The sequence below is a fragment of the Amorphoplanes friuliensis DSM 7358 genome (assembly GCF_000494755.1).
In the GTDB taxonomy this organism is placed as follows: domain Bacteria; phylum Actinomycetota; class Actinomycetes; order Mycobacteriales; family Micromonosporaceae; genus Actinoplanes; species Actinoplanes friuliensis.
Genome location: NC_022657.1, coordinates 8,852,514 through 8,870,859 on the forward strand (window position 1 = coordinate 8,852,514; position 18,346 = coordinate 8,870,859).

Here is an 18,346-nt window from a genome sequence, read left to right on the forward strand (position 1 = left end):
CCCGGTACTGTCCATCGGCTCGCATCGAATGCGAACACTTTTCCACGGGGAGAGAAATGGATTCCGTTCGACCGCGCGGTCTCGCCGCGCTGCTCACACTGGCCCTGGGCGCCGGGACGGTGGCGGGTGCGGGCCTCCTGGGCTCACCCGCCTGGGCCGCAGGCCCGCTGAGCGGCACTTACAGCCTCGACAGCACCAGCATCTGGACCGCGCAGCAGGTGACGCTGACGCAGACCGCGCTGGAGGACGAGACCCCGGACACCGCGGTCGAGCGCACGGTCGACTGGGGCGACGGCACCGTCCAGACGCTGTCCGCCGACGCGGTCAAGGCCGTCCACAAGTACCCGGCGAACGGCAGTTACGCGGTCAAGGTCTCGCTGAAGGACGGCGACGCCACCGCGGACGGCACCATCAGCAACGCCACGTCGACCGTCACGGTCGCGACCGCGGGCGGCACGTACAAGTTCAACCCGACCTGGAACTGGACCTGGGCCGGCGGCGGCTACAACGCCAAGTACGAGCTGAGTGGCGTCCCCGCCAACGCGACCCGCGTGTGGGTCAACTGGGGTGACGGCGAGACCAGCCTGCTGACCCGCAGCACCACGTCGACGTACCACTACTACGGGTTCGGCCAATACACGGCGACGGTCACCCTGGAGAACGCTCAGGGCAAGACGGTCCCGAAGGCCGCCGGCTGGTACTCCACGGTGGCCGACGAGTCCAGCCCGTCCGCCACGCTGACGGTGCCCAGCAGCCCGTCGAAGGCTTCGTCCTGGAGCACCGTCAAGGGCACCGCCAAGGACCTGCAGATCGGCATCGACGCGGTCGGCGTGCAGCTGTGGCGCTGGACCAGCAGCAGCGACTACTACTACAACTTCTCCACCAAGAAGTGGGTCAAGTTCAACCCCGACTCGACCACCGTTCCGAACGCCGCCCTCTCCTGGCGCCCGGTCGACTCCAAGGGCAACTGGTCCGTGGGCGTCTCCGGCATGGCCAAGGGTTACACCATCGAGGTCGACTACGCCGCGGTGGACCGCGCCGGCAACTACAGCGCCTGGAAGTACAAGGTCCAGAAGCTCACCAGCTGAGTGTCACCAGCAAAATAGCCCGGGCCACGGCCCGGGCTATTTTGCGTTCAGGAACGTCGACACCCGCTCGCGGAGCTCCTTGCGCTTGGTCCAGAGCACCGCCGGGCGGTCATAAACCACCAGCTCAGCGCCGGGCAGCAGCCGGGACAACCTCTCAGCCACCGGTACGGGGTGAACATCGTCCCCGACACACCCGATCACCAGCGCCTGACCCGGGTACGCCCCCAGCACCGCATCGTCGGGCACCGCCGGGGACCGCCACAACGTGTCCAGCTCGGGCGCCAGCCCGTCGGTCAGGAGCTGCTCGACACGCTGACGCAGATAGCTCCACCCGGTCGGGGTGTTACGCACCGACGGCGGCAGCTCGGGCTCGACGGCCTCCGCGACCAGCGCCGCCTCCCCCGACTCGACGGCCGTGAGCAGCCGGGTCAGCCGCGCCTCGGCCACCGGTGGGCGTACGCCGTCCAGCGGCGCGGGCAGGTAGAGGACGATCCGCTCGAACCGGTCGGGTGTGTCGGCGAGCAGCCGGCACAGCGCACCGGCTCCCATGCTGATGCCGAGCGCCCGCGTCGCGCCGGACCGGTCCGCGATGCCGCGCAGGTCGTCGGCCAGATCGGTGAAGCTCCACGGGCCGGGTGGCGCATCCGAGCGGCCGTGCCCGCGGAAGTGGAAGAACACGCGGCGGCCGAGAACACCGCTGCCCAGCGGGCGGGTGCCGGCGATGTCACCGGCCAGGCCGTGCGCAAACACGGTGACCGGGTCGCCTGTGCCGGTGACGAGCTGCTCGAGGCGTACACCGTAGCGGGTCGCGACGAGCTCGGTCGGCGGCTGCGGCAGGGTGGGACGGCCGCCCCGCGGCGCGCTCGGCCCCGGGCCGGGATTCCGCGGGCCGCCGTCCGGAGGCGGCGGCCAGCGGAGGCCCTTCACCAGAAGCCCTTGCCGTCCGACAGGTCACGCAGGCCGGGACGGACGTCGAGCAGGTAGATCAGTGCGGCGGCAACACCGATGAGACCGAACAGGCCGGTCGCACCGCCGCCCACGCCGAGCAGCGTCAGGATGATGCAGACGGCCAGAATGGCCAGCCAGGCGCCCTTGGGGAGGGTCCCGATGGCCTGGAAACCGTCGCCGCGCTGGGTCACGCAGTGGATGAGCGCGACAGCCTGCACGACCAACGACAGGATCAGGACGGCGAACGAGATGAGGTTCGCGACGTCGTCGTAGAAGATGGGTGTCGCGCTGTAGGCCATGACCGCCAGTCTATGCCGCGGGCCCCGGCTGACGCCGGGGCCCGCTGATCAATAACTCGCTCGCGCTTACTTACTTGGCCGACGGGCGGGGAGTCGCGCGCTTGCGCGGCTTCGGCTGGGAGGCAGCGGCGGCGGCCTCGACGGCCTTCGGCTCCTCGGTGGTGACCATGTCGGCGTTGACAACCTCGGCGGCCTCGACAACACCGGTGCCGACGACCCGCTCGCCGTGGGCGACCAGCGAGGTGTAGACGGCGAAGGCACGCTCCTGCGCGGCCTGGGCGAACGCCAGGGCGCTGGTGGTCGCGGTCTCGCGCAGCTTGTCGAAGTCGGTGCTGGTGGCCGTCGTCTTGAGCGAGGCGGCGGTGCTGCCGGCCGTGTCGTTCGCCGTCTTCAGGGAGGCGGCGGCGCGGTCGCTGAGGTCGGTGAGGACGGCCGGCAGCTTGCGGAGCTGCTGGTAGGCCAGGTCACCGGCGCCGGCGGCGGCGTAGAGCGGGGCGGGGAAGCGGGTCTTGGTCTGCTCGGTCATGATTTCTCCTCGGGCTGAGTGGTCTGGGGTGCGGGCGCCGCGCCGTCCTCGGCAACGGCCACGTCGCGGATGACAGCGCGCAGCGCCTCGTCCTCGTCAGGCACGTCCTCGGACTCGGACTCGCTCGGCGCGTTGCGCACGGTCTCGTTGCGGAACGTCTCGTAGATCTGCGACAGCGACTGCTTCTGCGCGATCGTCAGCTCAGGGTCGACCGCGATGGCGGCCAGCACGCCCTGCTGGCCCTCGCCGTCGAGCAGGCCGGCACGCAGGTACATCGCGGGCGTCGACACCCGCAGTGCGCTGGCCAGTTGCTGCAGCACCTCGGCGCTGGGCTTGCGCAGGCCACGCTCGATCTGGCTGAGGTACGGGTTGCTCACGCCCGCCCGGTCGGCGAGCTGCCGGAGCGAGATCTTCGCGGTCTGCCGCAGGTCACGGATGAATTCGCCGATGTCCTGGGGCAGGTCCTTGGGTGCGGCCATGCATTCGACGGTAGCCCGGGGTGCTAGCTGTTGCAAGCAAAACGCTAACAACAGCTAGCGTGAATCAGGTCACCAGGCCGTACGGACCTCGCCGACACGGACGCCGCCACCCAGGATCGGCACCGTGGCCAGCTCTTCCAGCACGGGGGCGTCGACACCGAGCCGGCGTAGGGCAGACACCAGAACCGGCATCCGCGCGCGCATGGCGCCGTCCTCGATCTTGAGTGCGACGGCACCGGCACCCTCGACCGCCACGGCCACCACACCCTCGGCGCCGCCCTTGGCCAGCAGCCCGGGCACACCCTGCATCAGCCGTGTGTCGTCCTCGCCGGTGCCCGCGACCAGCTGCGGGTCGGCCCGCATCGTGTCGGCGACCAGGCGCTCGAAGGACTGCGGCGGCGCCTGCACCAGCCGCTGGAAGCCCCGGGCCAGAGCCGTCAGGGAGAAGCCGAGGACCGGCGCACCGCAGCCGTCGATCCCGGTCGCGGCGATCGGCTCACCCACCAGCTCGGACACCGTCGCGGCCAGCGTCACCTGCAGCGGGTGCTTGACGTCCCGGTAGTCGTCGAGCGGCCAGCCGTTCGCCACGCAGGTCGCCAGCATCCCGGCGTGCTTGCCGGAGCAGTTCATCAGGATCCGCTCGGCGCCACGACCGTCACGCAGCACGATGTCCCGCTCGTCCTCCGACAGCGGGAGCGAGGCCGGGCAGCGCAGCGCGCTCTCGTCCAGCCCGGCGGTCTCCAGGATCTGCCGGACCCGGGCGACGTGGAACGGCTCGCCGAAGTGGCTGCCACTGATCAGCGCCAGATCCGCCGGCTCGGCCGTCCGCAGCCCGGCGCGCAGCATGCCGACCGTCTGCAACGGCTTGTTCGAGGACCGGGGGAACGTCGGGCCGGTGACGTCGCCGGCCTCGGCGACAACCTGGCCGGCGGTGTCGAGCACCACGACCGAGCCGTGGTGCACGGACTCGGCAAATCCGGAACGCACAACCTCCGCGAGGATCATCGGGCCGGCACCCCGAGCAGGTCACGGGCCTCGGCGGTGGTCAGCGGCGGACGCTGGGCCAGCTGCGCGAAGCCGACCGCGCGGGCGACCAGCTGCATGTTCGACTCGACGGCGCGGCCCTTCGCGTACGTGATGGTGTCCTCCATGCCGACGCGCAGGTGCCCGCCCGCCGACAGCGACGCGAGCATGACGGGGATCGTGCTGCGGCCGATGCCGGTCGCCGAGAACGTCGTGCCCGCGGGCAGGTCGCGGATCACCTGCTCGCACGCGACCAGGGCCCCGGCGGTGCCGGGCATGCCACCGGGGACACCCATGACCAGGTCGACGTGCACGTGACCGCCGGCCGGCAGACCGTACTGGCCGAGCAGGCGCTGCAGCGTCGTGAGCTGCCCGAGGTCGAAGATCTCGTACTCGGGGACGATGCCGCGCTCCTGCATGCGGGAGTGCAGGTCGACGATGAACTCCCAGCGGTTCAGGAAAACACCGTCGCCGAAGTTGACCGTGCCCATGGTGCAGGAGGCCATCTCCGGGCCTGCGTCGAGCACGGCCAGCCGGTCACCCTCGGGATCGGTCACCGCGCCACCCGAGGACAGCTGGACGATCAGATCCGTCGACTGCCGCAGGGCGGCCACGGTGTCCCGCAGGCGGCCCCGGTCCAGGGTCGGCTCGGCCGCTTCGTCGCGGATGTGGACGTGCACGATCGCGGCGCCGAGCGCCTCGCACTCCTTGGCGGTGGCCACGAGTTCGTCGATTGTCACCGGCAGCGCGGGTACGGCTGCCTTGCTGCTCTCGGCGCCGGTGGGCGCGACAGTGATGAGGGTCCCGGTCATGCCCGCGATCCTGCCATGCGGGACGCGGTCACGAGATGTCGATGGCGGCGGCCGACTCCCCGACCAGCAGCGCGGCGTCGTCCGCGACGTTGCGCTTGACCACGGCCAGGGCGATCATGCCGAGCTCGTGGTGGCGGACCCCGGTGCCGACGAAGCCCACGGCACGGCCGTCCAGGGTCACCGGGGTGCCCTGCACCGGCGGCTGGTCGGTGGCGATCCCGTCGAGGTGCAGCAGCACCAGGCGACGCGGCGGCTTGCCCAGGTGGTGCACCCGGGCGATCGTCTCCTGCCCGCGGTAACACCCCTTGTCGAGGTGCACGGCCGGCGCGACAAAACCGGACTCGGACGGGATCGAGCGGTGGTCGGTCTCCCAGCCCAGTCGCGGCACGCGGTTGGCCACCCGCACCGCCTCGTACGCCCACAGCCCCGCCCTCGGCACGTCGGCCAGCTTGGCCAGCACGTCCTCCAGGGCCACCCGCGGCACCAGCAGGTCGACACCGAGCGGCACCCGGCGGGCCAGCGCCCCCTCGCCGAACGGCTGCACGTCGTAGAGAGCGGTCGGAGCGTTCGGCACCGTGCCGGCGGCGAACTTCGGACCGGGCACCTCGAAGATCCGCGGCTCGGCCAGGTCGACACCCAGGTAGGTCTTCGCGGCGGCGACTGCCTGCGGCCCGACCAGCGACAGCACGGCCAGCTCGGCGGTGGCGTCCCGCGGCTCGACCCGCGTGAAGAAGCGCATCATCTCGAGGTATTTGAGCAGGCCCGCGCCCGCACCGGGCTCGGTGTCGAGCCAGGCCGTCGTGCCGTCCTCGGCGACCAGAGCGTGCTGCTCGACGTGGCCGTTCGGGGAGAGGACCAGCAGCTCGGTGCCCTGGCCCGCGCGCAGGTCGGTCAGGTGCTGGGTGGTCAGCGTGTGCAGCCAGCTCGCGCGTTCCTCGCCCGGCACCGCGATGACGTCACGGTTGGACCGGTCGACCAGGCCCACGGCGGTGTCGAGGGTGCGCTGCTCGCGCATCGGGTCGCCGTAATGGGCGGGCACACCGGCGTCGGCGGAGGTGGGCTCGAGCTCTTCGATCAGGACCGTGCTCATGCGGGGGTCTCCTTGCAGTCGCCGCACTCGCCGAAGAGCGAGACGTGGCCGACGTCGACCCGGAAGCCGCGGTCCTGCTGGAGCTGCACGGTGACGGGCTGCATCACCGAGGGGTCGACCTCGTCGATCGAACCGCAGTTGCGGCAGACGAGGTGGACGTGCTGGTCCTCCCCCGCGGCGTGATAGGTCGGCGAACCGTGCGACAGGTGGGTGTGGCTGACGAGGGTCAGATCCTCGAGCAGCTCGAGGGTGCGGTAGACGGTGGTGATGTTGACGCCGGCGGCGCGTTCACGCACGGTGTGGTGGATCTGCTCCGGAGTCGCGTGGCCCAGCTCATGCACGGCCTCCAGGATCAGCTGGCGCTGCGGCGTGAGGCGCAGGCCGCGCTCCCGGAGAATCTCGGCAAGGGATGTGGCAGACACGTTACGAGCATAGTTCGCCCCGCTGTACCGTCCGCGGCGTGAGCGACAGCATTCTGGTGATTCCAGGCTCAGGCCCGGTCACCCCGGTGGACCGCGGCCTGCTCCACGGCGAGGGCGTCTTCGAAACGCTGCACCTGCGCCCGTCCGGCCCGTGGCTCCTCGACGAGCACCTCGACCGCCTGGAACGCTCGGCGGCGCTCCTCGAGATCCCGCTCCCACCCCGCTCCGACCTGGCCGAACTCGCTTTTCAGGGCGCCCGCGCCTGGCCGGGCGACGAGGGAGCGCTGCGCCTGATCGTGACCGCCGGCCCGCCGCCTGTTGTTTATGCGACCGTCGGTCCGATCCCCGGCTCCGTGCTCCGCGAGCGCCGCGAGGGCATCCGCCTGATCACCGCGGACCGCGGCATCCAGACCCCGCCACCCTGGTCGCTGGTCACCGCCAAGTCCCTCTCGTACGCCGAGAACCTCGCCGCGAAGCGCTGGGCGATCCGCCAGGGCGCCGACGACCTGCTCTGGCTGACCCCCGACGGCCACGCCCTCGAAGCCCCGACCGCCAACCTCGTCTGGCTCACCGGCACCACCCTCTGCACGGTTCCACCCGACGGCATCCTGGCCGGCACCACCGCCGCCTACCTGCTCGAACATGCAGCCGACCTGGGCCTGACCGCGGACATCCGCAAGATCACCGCAACGGATCTGCCTGCCGCCGACGGCATTTGGCTCGCATCGTCCCTGCGCGGCCTGGCCGAGGTCCACACCCTCGACGGCACAAAACGCGCGGCGTCCGAATGGACGCCGCGCCTCTTGGCACTTCTCGGATTTTCTTGAACGCACGCAGCCCGCAATCGGCGGGAGCGACGGTCAGAACCATGCAACCAGGCACGACATGAACCTGATCTTGATCCTGGTCTTTGTGCTTATCCGCCGATGCGCAGCAGCCTCGCGGAGAGATGCGGCTCCAACGTCTTGCCCATCGCCGACATTTCGTGGGCATAGAGGAGCGCCCGGTCGACGATGCCGAAGAGCCGGTGGCCGCCGACAACCTCCTTGGCGGTCGGAGTCCGGACGACCGCGTCCGTCACCATCTCCAGCCGCGTGCCCGACAGCTGCCCGAGGTAGAGCTCCATCACCCCGGTCGGCGTCATCATCGTGGCTTCCATCTCGTCGCCCGGCCGGTCGTCGACCAGCACCGGCCGCCACCAGCCCACCTCACGCCCGGCCATCCGCACCGGCTTCGAGTCGGCGTCGAGCAGCCACGCCCGCGACTCGTAGCTGAGGAACGGCCGCCCGTCGTGGCTGATGCGGATCTCCTGCGCGAACTCGAAGTCGTCGACCTCGGGGAAGCCGCCCTGCCCCCGCCCGCGCCAGAGGCCGATGAACGGCAGCAGGCCGAGCAGCGACGGGTGCAGGTCCGGTCCTTGCCGCAGGTCGTGCGTGTCCTCGAACGGGTACGCGTCGACGGGCGGCGCGTTCAGCCAGGGCGGCGGGCCCAGCGGGTTTTCCGTGTCACTCACCAGCGTCCCCTTGCGATGCGCATAACAAGATAGCCCAAACCGCCTGCCAGCCCGCCGAACCCGGCGACCAGCAGACTCACGAACCCGATCTCCGTAACCATGACCCCGCCATCCTATGCTGACCGCCATGGCCCGTTTGCTCGTCGTCAAGGCAACCGCCGGCGCGGACGCCCCGGAGCGTTGTTCCCAGGCGTTCACCGTGGCGTCGACCGCGGCCGCGTCCGGCGTGGACGTGTCGTTCTGGCTCACCGGTGAGTCGACCTGGTTCGCCCTGCCGGACCGGGCGGCGCAGTTCGAGCTGCCGCACGCCGCTCCCCTGCCCGACCTGCTGGAGCTGCTGCTCACCTCGGGCCGGGTGACCGCCTGCACGCAGTGCGCGGCCCGCCGCAACATCGGCCCCGACGACGTCCTCCCGGGCATCCGCATCGCCGGCGCCGCGGTCTTCGTCGAGGAGATCATGTCGGACGGCGCGCAAGCAGTCGTCTACTGACGCAACCGCACGCGGCCGAGTGGTGTGTAGCTCGGTATGACGTCCGACTTCGACGCGTTCTGCACGGCCACCGTGCGCCGCGTCGTCCTCTACCTGTACGCCGTCTGCGGTGATCTCGGCGACGCGCAGGACCTCGCGCAGGAGGCGTACGCCCGCGCCATCTCTCATCCGTGAACGACTGTCCGAACTCGGGACCGACGTGGATCAGCTCCGGTTCGCACCGGCGGCGGAGGTCCGCGCCCGGGGGCAGCGCCGGCGGACCCAGAGGCGTGTCATCGTCGGCACCACCACGGCCGCCGTCCTGATGATCGGGCCGATGCCGGCCTGACCCGGACCACCGGCGGCCCGGCCACTGTGGCCGCGGCTCCGGCCTGCTCGGCGCTGCTCGATCTGGCGCTGCCCGACGATCCTTCCCGGGTCACCGTGCAGGTCACCGATGGCTCACCCGAGCTCTTCGCCGAGCCGCGTTCGCGGAAGTTCACCGTGCTGGACAGCAGCACCGTGCGTGTCCCGGTCGAGCCGGTCACCTACCTGCGCTACGGGCCGGCGGCGGTCGGCGCCGCCACGGTGCTACGAGCGACCATCAGCGGCGAGGTGGACATGCGGTTCGACCCGGATCGCATCGGCACCACCATCGATCTGGTCGTCGGCCAGGGTGCGTTCGGGCCGGCGACCACCACCGAGATGAACCAGGCGCTGGTGGAGCCGACCAGACCTCCCGAGTGCCGCTGACGGCTGGGTTGTCACTGACAGCCGGTGGTCGCGGTGATCTGCGCCGTCCCGTCGGAGTCACTCACGACGACGGAGACGTCCCCGTCCCGCCAAGCCCACACGTGCCGCTCGGCCTGCACGACCGCCGCCCCACCGGTGATGCCGCGCAGCGCCAGCCCCAGCTCGGCCGGCGCGGTCAGCTCACCCGCGGTGATCGTCCGCGCGGTGGCGCTCCCCGCCGGGCAGGCCACCTCACTGCTCGTGGCGATCACATCGGTGGCCCGGATCGCCTTCACCGCGGCGCCGAAAGCAGCCGGTGTGGTGGTGGCGTCCGGCGCCACCGGTTCGAAGTCGACGCCCGCGGCGACGGGCCGGCAACCCGTGAACGCCCGCAGCGTAAAAACCGTCCCGTCCGCGTCGACAGAAGACTCCACGCCGACGAACTCCCCGGCGTCGGCCCGCAACGCGTACTTGTCGGTGACGGTGTTGTGCCGCATGGCCGCCGCATAAGCCGGCGGCAGAGTGCGCGCGATCGCCTCGAGCGCACCGGAGGCCTCGTTGGCGCGTACGCGCACGGTCACGTCCCGGGTGGCCTCGACACCGTCCCGCACCGGCGTCAGCGCGCAGTCCCGGTCGAAGACGGTCTCGCCCAGCGTGACAACCCGATCCGGCGTGTCAGCGGCGGCGAACATCTCCCCGACCGCCCGCTGCAACACCGGCAACGCCTGCGCGATGTCCCGCTGCTCCGGCACGGTCGGCGGATCGTTCCGCACGGACCACACCGCAAACCCCGCCAGCACCAGGGCCCACACCACCACCAGCGCGATGAGCCACGGCCGCCGCTTCGGCCGCTCAGGCACAGCGGGCGGCTGAGGGTAGTAATACCCGGGCGGCGGCAAACTCACGGCAGCCATGCTCGCACGCGCAGCAAAAACGCCGATCGCCCGGTACAGATACGCCGGTTGCTCAGACCGCGATGATCGGACCCCCGCCGTAGAGCCCCGGCCTCGCGTCGGCCGGGAGGCTCAGCTGCTTGCGCAACTCTGCGCGTTTCCCCGGGGTCCAGCGGGCAGCCGCCTCCAAGCGGCGGCGACGCGCTGCCGCCTTACCCCTCGTCCGTGACCGCGATCCCCGCGGCGCCCAACATGGCGTCCATGTCTTCCCGAAGGTCAGACTCGGGGCTAGTCATGCGACCAGTCTAGCGCCGGACCGGACCCGTGTCTGTACCCCCGAAGCAGAGAACGAAGGGCGAGACCCCGTATCGGGTCCCGCCCTTCGTCGGCAGAGCGTGGGTCAGGCGGCGACGTTGAGGCCGACCTCGTTCACGCCGCGGGTGGCGTCGACCGTGAGGTCGCCGTTGCCGTGGCGGGACAGGGCGCGGAGCGTCCAGCTGCCGGGGGCAGCGAAGAAGCGGAACACACCCTCCGGGGAGGTGACGACCTCGGCCGTGAACTCGCCGGTCGAGTCGAGGAGGCGGACGTACGCGCCGCCCACCGCCTCACCCTCGGCGTTGGTCACGATGCCGGTGATGACGGTTTCCTTCTGGAGGTCGACGCTGGCCGGGATGGGAGCCGACTGGTCGGGCGCGGCGCAGCCGTCCGCGATGTTCGAGGGAGAAGTCATGGTCACGCCTTTCCGGGCTCGTCGCCGAGGGCGATCGGCACACCGATGAGCGAGCCGTACTCGGTCCAGGAGCCGTCGTAGTTCTTGACGTTGTCGTGGCCGAGGAGCTCCTTGAGCACGAACCAGGTGTGCGAGGAGCGCTCGCCGATGCGGCAGTAGGCGATGGTGTCCTTGCTGCCGTCGAGGCCGGCGTCGCCGTAGATCTTGGCGAGCTCGTCGTCGGACTTGAAGGTGCCGTCCTCGTTCGCGGCCTTGCTCCACGGCACGCTCAGGGCGGTCGGGATGTGGCCACCGCGCTGCGACTGCTCCTGCGGCAGGTGCGCCGGGGCGAGGAGGCGGCCGGCGAACTCGTCGGGGCTGCGCACGTCGACGAGGTTCTTCACGCCGATGGCCTGGACGACCTCGTCGCGGAAGGCGCGGATCGACAGGTCCGGGGACGACGCCTGGTACTGGGTCTTGGCGCGGGCCGGGACGTCCTTGGAGTAGGGGCGCGCGTCGAGCTCCCACTTCTTGCGGCCGCCGTCGATCAGCTTCACGTCGCGGTGACCGTAGAGCTTGAAGTACCAGTACGCGTACGCCGCGAACCAGTTGTTGTTGCCGCCGTACAGGATGACGGTGTCGTCGTTGCTGATGCCGCGCTCGGAGAGGAGCTGGGAGAACTGCTCCTGGTTGACGAAGTCGCGGCGGACCGGGTCCTGCAGGTCCGACTTCCAGTCGATCTTGATGGCGCCGGGGATGTGGCCACCGTCGTAGGCGGAGGTGTCCTCGTCGACCTCGACGAAGACCACGCCGGGTGTCTCGAGGTTCTTCTCGGCCCAGTCGGCAGATACGAGTGCGGTGTCGCGACTCATCGGGTTGCTCCCTTGTCAGGTGAGAGATCGGGGGTGAGTCGTCGCGCGGAGATTGTTCGGTCGCACCCCGCGCGGGACCCGGGAAAACGGATCACGTTGGGTTGGGTGCGACGGCGCCACTGCCGGGCGGAAGATCAGATCCTGCGCAGCTTGAATGGCCCCGTCAGATGACAGGGCGACACAGGCAGGCGGCCACGCGGCACAGGTCGACCGCGCGCCTTTTGGTGAGCAACAGGCTCATGCCGCCGACCCTACCAGCGGTTCCAGACCCCGGAACACCGTCGACCACCATCCGGGAACGAGTCCGCCGTCACAGACCGCCCGAACTCAGCGACACATTGCTCGCCCCGGCGGTGACCACGAGGCCGCCGGCGGTCGGCTGGACCTTCTGCACCTTGAGGTCGAGGGGCAGCGCCGGCACCTTCAGGTCGAAGGCCAGCTTCTGCACGTAGGTGTCCACCAGCGACCGTACGAGCGGGATGTCGGGCAGTCCGTCGGCGGTCACGTTGGCGAAGGTCACCTTGACCACGCCGTCCTTGACCTCGAGGTTTGCCGTACCGCTGGCGTTGAAGGTCTGGCCCAGGGCCTCGATCGGGGCGGCGCCGACCAGCTTGCCGCCACGCTCGCTGAGCTTCAGGCCCGGCTGGCCGGTCAGTTCGGCGAGGTTGGCGTAGCCGATCGTGCCCGCGCCGGTGACCGTGCTCGCCACGATGTCGCCGTTGCCGGTCCGGACCGTGTCCAGCGGCGCGTCGACGTCCTTGGCGCTGATGTCCAGCAGGGGCATCTTGATGTCCTTGCCGTTACCGGCGGGTCCGGAGAAGTTGTCCAGCCCGATCTTGATCTCCTGGTACTTCCCGGCGAGGACCTGGGTCAGGAACGGCACACCCTCGATGCTCACCTTCGGCTTCTCCGAGGTGGCCTTCTGCTGGGTGAGCTGTTCGGTCACCCGGTCACCGATGACCCGCTCGGCGTACGACGCACCCATCCGGTCCGCCACCACCAGCACCGCGAGGATCAGCAGGAGCAGGACGACAAAGGTGATCAGCAGGCGCCGACCCCAGCGCTTGCGTGGTCTCGCGGACCCGTACACCTCAGCCACTTGTTCCTCCACGTCACGTTGAGATCGGGCACGGTATATGCCCAGTGCCAGCTCTCCGGACACCCGCTAGGAGAGGAAGAAGGCCGTCATCACGTACGCACCGGGCAGGGCCAGGGCGAACGCGCCCAGCGGACCCTGCATGTGCCGCGCGACCCAGAACGTCGGCGTGGAACCGGCCATCCGGCGTCCGACCTCGGAGTAGTTCACCGCCAGGTCGACGAGCTCGGCGATGCCGGCGACGACAAAACCCAGCACCGCACCCTTGGCCGGTGTGAACGGCAGGACGAGCACGCTGCCGAGCGTGGCCGCGGCCAGCGTGCCGAGCATCGCGCCGACGATGATGCCGGTCGCCCCGCGCGGGACCTGCGGTGCGATCCGCGGCTTGGGGAAGACCGCGTCGATGAGGTGGGAGGCCAGCACCGCGACGGCCACAGCGGTCAGGCAGACCAGCACGGCCTGCGTGCCGACGGGCTGGCGGGTGAGCACGATGACCTGCGCGAACGACACCACGCCGACGACGATCAGCAGCGTGCCGCTCAGGGAGTCGCGGAAGTGGAGCCGGTCGTCGGGCCTGATCAGCTGGCCGGCCACGGCGAGCACGTATCCGCCGGCCGCGACGAACAGCAGCGGCAGGATGCCGGCCTGCTCGCGGCTGACGGCCAGATAGTCGGCCACGGCCGCGGCGGCCACACACACCCCGGCGACGGTCCCGGCCGCGGGCGGCCGGATCGCCATCGTGAAGGCCAGGATGTAGAGCAACTGCACCCCGAAGACCACGATCGCGTACGGGAGGCGCGCGTCCGGCCCGGACGTCTGCGCACCGAGGATCAGGCCGACGCCGAGGAGCCCCGCGAACCCGGCGATCGCCACCGACAACTGGCGGCGTACCGGGACGACCGGGATCTCTTCCTCGATCTCCTCCTCTTCGTCGACCTCGCCGTCACGGCTGCCGATCCGCGAAGCGGGCTCGGGGGCGCCGGCGTAGAAACCGGAGGAGGACCGCCCCGGCGCCGAACGGGCGATCTCCCGGGAGACGTCGTCGTCCCAGGAGTCGTTCTCGCGCGGGGCTGAGGGGAGCACGCCTGCGATCGTGCCAGACCGGGGCCCGGATGTGCTCATCGCGGCCGGGTCATCCTTGTCGTCACCCGTTCGCAACATGGACGCGCTCCCACCACGCTGTGGGGTGAGCCTCGGGTAAAAGGCTGGTTACGATTCGGCCGTTCGGCCACCTACAGGGCGTAGTTCACATCACTTGGCCGTGCGACCAGGGTGTTCAGGCTGATGTTTCGGTTAAGGTATTCGCAGCCCACCCGTCGGTGACGCCGGGACAAGTCCTACCGGTGGCGCAGCCATGAGCAGCGCAGACCGGGTCACCCGAGCGGCCACCGTGCCGCGAGGATCGAGGTGAGTGTGGAAATCCTCCTGTTGGTGACAACACGTGCAGGTGAACCTTCCGCCGTGTTGCCCGCGCTGGACCTGCTGCCCCACTCCGTGCGCACTGCTCCCCGCGATGTGCGCACTCTGGTTTCCGGGCCGAGCCCGGACGCTGTGCTCGTCGACGCACGCTCGGAGCTCTCCGAGGCCCGTGCGACGTGCCGCATGCTCCACGCCACCGGCATCGGTGTCCCGCTGATGGCAGTGGTGACCGAGGCCGGCCTGATCGCCCTCAACGCCGACTGGGGTGTCGACGACGTCATCCTGGCCAGCGCCGGTCCGGCCGAGGTCGAGGCCCGGCTGCGGCTCGCGGTCGGTCGCCTGAGCAACGCCACGGCGGGCGCCGGCGGTTCGATCCGCGCCGGTGAGCTCAACATCGACCCCGACACCTACGCCGCCAAGCTCAAGGGCCGGCCGCTCGACCTCACCTACAAGGAGTTCGAGCTGCTGAAGTTCCTGGCGCAGCACCCGGGCCGGGTCTTCACCCGCGACCAGCTGCTGCGTGAGGTCTGGGGCTACGACTACTTCGGTGGCACCCGCACGGTCGACGTCCACGTGCGGCGGCTGCGCGCCAAGCTCGGCTCGGAGTACGAGTCGATGATCGGCACGGTCCGCCAGGTCGGCTACAAGTTCGTGGTTCCCCCGAGCGGACGCCAGCTCCCCGACAACGAGCCCGTCTCGCTGCCGGTCTGAGCGTTCCGTTCATGACTGACGTCCGGTCCCAGGACCGGCTCTCACCCGCCGAGGCGGCCGACGTTCTCTCGTTGGCCGCCGCGGCGGACGAGGCCGACGGCGTCTATCCGATCTCCGAGGACGGCGTGCTGGGCCTCAAAGGCACCGGCCGCACCCACCTCCTCGCCTACGACGGCGACTCCCTCGCGGGTTACGCCTATGTCGACGGTGACTCGGGCGAGCTGGTCGTGCACCCGAAGCACCGCCTCCGCGGCGTCGGCACCGCACTGCTGACCGCCGCGGGCCCGGCAGCACGGCAGTTCTGGGCGCACGGCGACGAGGAAGCCGCCCGCGCCTTCGCCGGTAAAGCCGGCTTCACCCGCTCGCGTGTCCTCTGGCAGATGCGCCGGCCACTCGCCGACCTGCCCGATGTTCCCCTGCCCGACGGCGTGAAAGTGCGCACCTTTGTGCCCGGCGCCGACGACGAGGCCTGGCTCGGTGTCAACTCCCGCGCCTTCTCCCACCACCCCGAGCAGGGCCGCTGGACAGCCGACGACCTGCGTCTGCGCTTCGCCGAGCCCTGGTTCGACCCGGCGGGCTTCCTGCTCGCGGTCGACCCGGCCGACGACCGGCTCCTCGGTTTCCACTGGACCAAGGTCCATCCGCCGGAGGGTGACGAGCCCGCGATCGGCGAGATCTACGTGCTCGGTGTCGACCCGGGCGGTCACCGTCGCGGCCTCGGTGCCGCGCTCAGCATCGCCGGCCTGCGGCACCTCGCGGGCCTGGGCCTCTCCGACGCCCTGCTCTACGTCGACGAGTCCAACGAAGCCGCCGTCGCGCTCTACCGCCGCCTCGGTTTCGACATCTACTCGACCGACGTGATGTACAGCCGGTAGGGGTGTCCCGTGGGTCACGGCGAGTCTGCGGCGAGGTCCAGGTTTCGCGTCGCCAGTGGGCCGGAAGGTCGCATACCGGTGTTGTATGCGGCCTTTCGGACCGCGCAGCGAGGCGGAAGCTGGGCCCGGCGCAGGCCGTCGTGACCCACGGGATACCCCTACGGCACCACGGTCACGGGCCAGCGGCCGCAGCGGACGAGACGTACGGCCAGCGAGCCCGCGATGCGGTGACCTCGGCTCTGTGACGAGCCGACGATGACGGCATCCGCGCGGACGTCGCGGGCCACCTCCGTCAGCACGGTCAGCGGGTCCCCGCGGCGTACCTCGAGGCTGGCGTCCACACCCCAGATCCGCGCCTGTTTGGCCAGCTCGGTGCGCAGTTGTTCCTCGATCGCGTCGTGGGTCTCGACCGCCGCCCGGGTCGCCAGGCCGGTGTGGTCGGCCAGAGTGAGCAGCGACGACGCACTGCGGGCGTAGACGACGATCACCCTGGTGTGCTGCCGCCGGGCCAGGCCCGCGGCGTAGGCGGCCGCCCGCAGCGAGGTTTCCGAGCCGTCCACGCCGACGATGATCGCGCCCGGACCGTCGGTTCCCAGCTCGAAGCGCGACACCACTACACCCCGCGGAGCTCGTGCAGGGTCGCCGCCGTCAGCGGGTGTGGCGTCTCGTCCGGCGTGACCAGCACGACCGTACGCGTGGTGCTGTGGGTCAGCGCCGAGGTGAAGCTGCCGTCCGCGAACTGCACCGCGGGCCCTCGCGGCGAGCGTCCCACCGCGACGGTCCGCGCCTGGACGTCCTCGGCGTGCCGGGCCAGTGCACGTCCGGCCGCCGCATGGTCGCCGACGCTGGTCAGCAGCAGTCCGGTGGCGGCGATGCCGTGGTCGGCGAGGCGCCGCAGGTGCCCCTCGACGGCCGCCCGCGCGTCCTGCTCGTCCTCCGGTTCGATGGCCAGTTCCTCGATCACCACGGTCTCCCGGACCCGGACGACCTCCAGCGGGCTGCCCGACGCACGCGCGATCGCGGCGGCCGCGGCAACGATCTCCGGGGCGTCGGGTGCGGCGCCGACCGCGACGACAACCGGCCTCGCGTCCGCCGGCGTGAGCGCGCCGACGGGCTGCAGCGGCGACTCGTCCTGCTCGGCCGCGGTGACCAGCTTGTGTCCGGTCGACAGCACCACGATCGCCAGCAGGAACGCCACACCGCCCAGATAGAACGGCACGCTGAGGTCGAACCGGTCCGCCAGCTTGCCGGCGACGAACGGTGCCAGACCACCCCCGATGAAGCGCACGAACCCGTACGCGGAGGAGGCGACCGACCGCTCGACGGGCGCGACGAGCATGACCGCCTGCGTGGTCAGCGTGTTGTTGATGCCGATGAAGGCGCCGCTGACGATGACGGCGGCGATGACCGTCGCCGGTGTCGAGACGCCGGCGGCGATGACCACCATGACCACGGCGAGCGCCAGCAGGTTCGCGTAGAGGACCTTGGCGGTGCCGAAGCGTGCCTGCAGACGTGGCGCGAAGAAGACACTGAACGCGGCGACCAGCAGTCCCCAGGCCGTGAAGACCAGGCCGAGCTTGTGGGCGTCCAGCTCCATCGGGTACGGCGCGTAGCCCAGCATCGTGAAGAAGCCCCAGTTGTAGAGCAGCGCCATGATGCCCATCGTCAGCAGCCCGCGGTGGCGCAACGCCTTCAGCGGCGCGGTGATCGACGTCGGCTTCTCGGGCTTCGGGAGCGCCGGCACGAAGACGATCGTGGCGACCATCGCGAGGGCCATCAGCACGGCCACGCCGTAGAACGGGCCCCGCCAGCTGATGCTGCCCAGTTCACCCCCGAGCAGCGGTCCGACGGCGATGCCCAGGCCGAGTGCGGTCTCGTACAGGATGATCGCGCCCGCGAAGCCGCCGCTCGCCGACGCGACGATGACGGCCAGGCTGGTCGCGATGAACAGCGCGTTGCCCAGCCCCCAGCCGGCCCGGAAGCCGACGATCTGGCCGACCGTGCCGGAGGTGCCGGCCAGCGCGGCGAAGACCACGATGATCGACAGGCCGACCACCAGGGTGCGCTTCGGGCCGATCCGGCTGGCGACCGCACCGACCACGAGCATCGCGACCGCGGTCACCACCAGATAACTGGTGAAGAGCAGTGAGACCTGGCTCGGCGAGGCGTGCAGGTCGGTCGCCAGCGCCGGGAGGATCGGGTCGACGAGCCCGATACCCATGAACGAGATGACACAGGCGAACGCCACCGCCCAGACGGCGCGGGGCTGCCGGAACGGGCTTGTCGCAACAGCACTTTGCATAACTGCATTATGCATCTATACGGCTCTATCCGACCAGTAACCGGGCTCACAGAGGCCTTGGTCCCACC

At 70.5% G+C, this 18,346-nt stretch carries 26 protein-coding genes; 8 read left to right on the forward strand and 18 right to left on the reverse strand.

Annotation, left to right across the window (positions count from 1 at the left end; genetic code table 11):
• Window positions 1–56 precede the first annotated feature (56 nt).
• On the forward strand, window positions 57–1,088 hold the full coding sequence (locus AFR_RS40850) for a hypothetical protein (protein ID WP_023562716.1): 1,032 nt from the start codon (window positions 57–59) through the stop codon (window positions 1,086–1,088).
• 36 nt (window positions 1,089–1,124) lie between these two features.
• On the opposite strand, the gene AFR_RS40855 is transcribed toward AFR_RS40850, so the two are convergent.
• The 8 genes from AFR_RS40855 to AFR_RS40890 form a co-directional block, all read right to left on the reverse strand.
• A complete protein-coding gene (locus AFR_RS40855) occupies window positions 1,125–2,015 on the reverse strand; it encodes an alpha/beta fold hydrolase (RefSeq protein WP_023562717.1) in 891 nt (296 codons plus the stop codon).
• Window positions 2,012–2,335: a DUF2516 family protein gene (locus AFR_RS40860; RefSeq protein WP_023562718.1), complete on the reverse strand. Its 324-nt coding sequence runs from the start codon at window positions 2,333–2,335 to the stop codon at window positions 2,012–2,014. Before AFR_RS40860 ends, AFR_RS40855 begins: the two co-directional genes overlap by 4 nt.
• A 70-nt stretch (window positions 2,336–2,405) precedes the next feature.
• A complete protein-coding gene (locus AFR_RS40865; protein WP_023562719.1) occupies window positions 2,406–2,861 on the reverse strand; it encodes a hypothetical protein in 456 nt (151 codons plus the stop codon).
• Window positions 2,858–3,340: a helix-turn-helix domain-containing protein gene (locus tag AFR_RS40870; RefSeq protein WP_023562720.1), complete on the reverse strand. Its 483-nt coding sequence runs from the start codon at window positions 3,338–3,340 to the stop codon at window positions 2,858–2,860. The genes AFR_RS40865 and AFR_RS40870 overlap by 4 nt, the downstream gene beginning before the upstream one ends.
• 69 nt (window positions 3,341–3,409) lie before the next feature.
• Entirely contained in the window at window positions 3,410–4,345 is a 936-nt protein-coding gene (locus tag AFR_RS40875) for an asparaginase (RefSeq protein ID WP_023562721.1), read from the reverse strand.
• On the reverse strand, window positions 4,342–5,175 hold the full coding sequence (locus AFR_RS40880; RefSeq protein WP_023562722.1) for a beta-keto acid cleavage family enzyme: 834 nt from the start codon (window positions 5,173–5,175) through the stop codon (window positions 4,342–4,344). The genes AFR_RS40875 and AFR_RS40880 overlap by 4 nt, the downstream gene beginning before the upstream one ends.
• Before the next feature lie 28 nt (window positions 5,176–5,203).
• Complete coding sequence (gene ygfZ, locus AFR_RS40885) at window positions 5,204–6,265, reverse strand: CAF17-like 4Fe-4S cluster assembly/insertion protein YgfZ (RefSeq protein ID WP_023562723.1); 1,062 nt, start codon at window positions 6,263–6,265, stop codon at window positions 5,204–5,206.
• Entirely contained in the window at window positions 6,262–6,687 is a 426-nt protein-coding gene (locus AFR_RS40890; protein WP_023562724.1) for a Fur family transcriptional regulator, read from the reverse strand. The genes ygfZ and AFR_RS40890 overlap by 4 nt, the downstream gene beginning before the upstream one ends.
• 38 nt (window positions 6,688–6,725) lie before the next feature.
• Between AFR_RS40890 and AFR_RS40895 the strand changes: the two genes are divergently transcribed.
• On the forward strand, window positions 6,726–7,514 hold the full coding sequence (locus tag AFR_RS40895; protein ID WP_041841532.1) for an aminotransferase class IV: 789 nt from the start codon (window positions 6,726–6,728) through the stop codon (window positions 7,512–7,514).
• A gap of 89 nt (window positions 7,515–7,603) precedes the next feature.
• On the opposite strand, the gene AFR_RS40900 is transcribed toward AFR_RS40895, so the two are convergent.
• Window positions 7,604–8,200, reverse strand: coding sequence for a heme-binding beta-barrel domain-containing protein (locus tag AFR_RS40900; RefSeq protein ID WP_023562726.1), 597 nt, complete (start codon window positions 8,198–8,200; stop codon window positions 7,604–7,606).
• Window positions 8,197–8,301: a small membrane protein MtfM gene (mtfM, locus tag AFR_RS48545; RefSeq protein WP_041841533.1), complete on the reverse strand. Its 105-nt coding sequence runs from the start codon at window positions 8,299–8,301 to the stop codon at window positions 8,197–8,199. The genes AFR_RS40900 and mtfM overlap by 4 nt, the downstream gene beginning before the upstream one ends.
• Before the next feature lie 14 nt (window positions 8,302–8,315).
• Between mtfM and AFR_RS40910 the strand changes: the two genes are divergently transcribed.
• The 4 genes from AFR_RS40910 to AFR_RS40915 are packed head-to-tail and all read left to right on the forward strand — an operon-like array spanning window position 8,316 to window position 9,422.
• Window positions 8,316–8,690 carry a DsrE family protein gene (locus tag AFR_RS40910; RefSeq protein ID WP_041841534.1) on the forward strand — a complete coding sequence of 125 codons (375 nt, stop codon included), beginning with the start codon at window positions 8,316–8,318 and terminating at the stop codon, window positions 8,688–8,690.
• Between the two features lie 36 nt (window positions 8,691–8,726).
• Window positions 8,727–8,864, forward strand: coding sequence for a sigma factor (locus tag AFR_RS45665; RefSeq protein WP_023562728.1), 138 nt, complete (start codon window positions 8,727–8,729; stop codon window positions 8,862–8,864).
• Window positions 8,865–8,889: 25 nt separating this feature from the next.
• Window positions 8,890–9,018, forward strand: a complete 129-nt coding sequence (locus tag AFR_RS48550) for a hypothetical protein (RefSeq protein ID WP_274519468.1) — start codon at window positions 8,890–8,892, stop codon at window positions 9,016–9,018.
• Window positions 9,019–9,044: 26 nt separating this feature from the next.
• A complete protein-coding gene (locus tag AFR_RS40915) occupies window positions 9,045–9,422 on the forward strand; it encodes a hypothetical protein (RefSeq protein WP_023562729.1) in 378 nt (125 codons plus the stop codon).
• Between the two features lie 11 nt (window positions 9,423–9,433).
• On the opposite strand, the gene AFR_RS40920 is transcribed toward AFR_RS40915, so the two are convergent.
• From AFR_RS40920 to AFR_RS40940, 6 genes are all read right to left on the reverse strand, one after another.
• Entirely contained in the window at window positions 9,434–10,261 is an 828-nt protein-coding gene (locus tag AFR_RS40920; protein ID WP_023562730.1) for a hypothetical protein, read from the reverse strand.
• Between the two features lie 433 nt (window positions 10,262–10,694).
• Complete coding sequence (locus AFR_RS40925; RefSeq protein ID WP_041841535.1) at window positions 10,695–11,024, reverse strand: DUF1416 domain-containing protein; 330 nt, start codon at window positions 11,022–11,024, stop codon at window positions 10,695–10,697.
• Window positions 11,025–11,026: 2 nt separating this feature from the next.
• Window positions 11,027–11,875: a sulfurtransferase gene (locus AFR_RS40930; protein ID WP_023562732.1), complete on the reverse strand. Its 849-nt coding sequence runs from the start codon at window positions 11,873–11,875 to the stop codon at window positions 11,027–11,029.
• Between the two features lie 163 nt (window positions 11,876–12,038).
• On the reverse strand, window positions 12,039–12,167 hold the full coding sequence (locus tag AFR_RS48740) for an Ms5788A family Cys-rich leader peptide (RefSeq protein WP_369076479.1): 129 nt from the start codon (window positions 12,165–12,167) through the stop codon (window positions 12,039–12,041).
• A gap of 18 nt (window positions 12,168–12,185) precedes the next feature.
• Complete coding sequence (locus AFR_RS40935; RefSeq protein WP_023562733.1) at window positions 12,186–12,974, reverse strand: LmeA family phospholipid-binding protein; 789 nt, start codon at window positions 12,972–12,974, stop codon at window positions 12,186–12,188.
• A gap of 66 nt (window positions 12,975–13,040) precedes the next feature.
• Window positions 13,041–14,054, reverse strand: a complete 1,014-nt coding sequence (locus AFR_RS40940; protein ID WP_023562734.1) for a hypothetical protein — start codon at window positions 14,052–14,054, stop codon at window positions 13,041–13,043.
• A gap of 330 nt (window positions 14,055–14,384) precedes the next feature.
• On the opposite strand from AFR_RS40940, the gene AFR_RS40945 reads away from it, so the two are divergent.
• Together AFR_RS40945 and mshD are read left to right on the forward strand one after the other, a co-directional pair.
• Entirely contained in the window at window positions 14,385–15,101 is a 717-nt protein-coding gene (locus AFR_RS40945) for a winged helix-turn-helix transcriptional regulator (RefSeq protein WP_041841537.1), read from the forward strand.
• A gap of 11 nt (window positions 15,102–15,112) precedes the next feature.
• Complete coding sequence (mshD, locus tag AFR_RS40950; RefSeq protein ID WP_023562736.1) at window positions 15,113–15,976, forward strand: mycothiol synthase; 864 nt, start codon at window positions 15,113–15,115, stop codon at window positions 15,974–15,976.
• 158 nt (window positions 15,977–16,134) lie between these two features.
• Here the strand turns inward: mshD and AFR_RS40955 are convergent, their stop codons facing one another.
• Together AFR_RS40955 and AFR_RS40960 are read right to left on the reverse strand one after the other, a co-directional pair.
• Window positions 16,135–16,587, reverse strand: a complete 453-nt coding sequence (locus AFR_RS40955; RefSeq protein WP_041843376.1) for a universal stress protein — start codon at window positions 16,585–16,587, stop codon at window positions 16,135–16,137.
• Between the two features lie 2 nt (window positions 16,588–16,589).
• Window positions 16,590–18,278: an MFS transporter gene (locus tag AFR_RS40960; RefSeq protein ID WP_041841538.1), complete on the reverse strand. Its 1,689-nt coding sequence runs from the start codon at window positions 18,276–18,278 to the stop codon at window positions 16,590–16,592.
• Window positions 18,279–18,346: the final 68 nt, after the last annotated feature.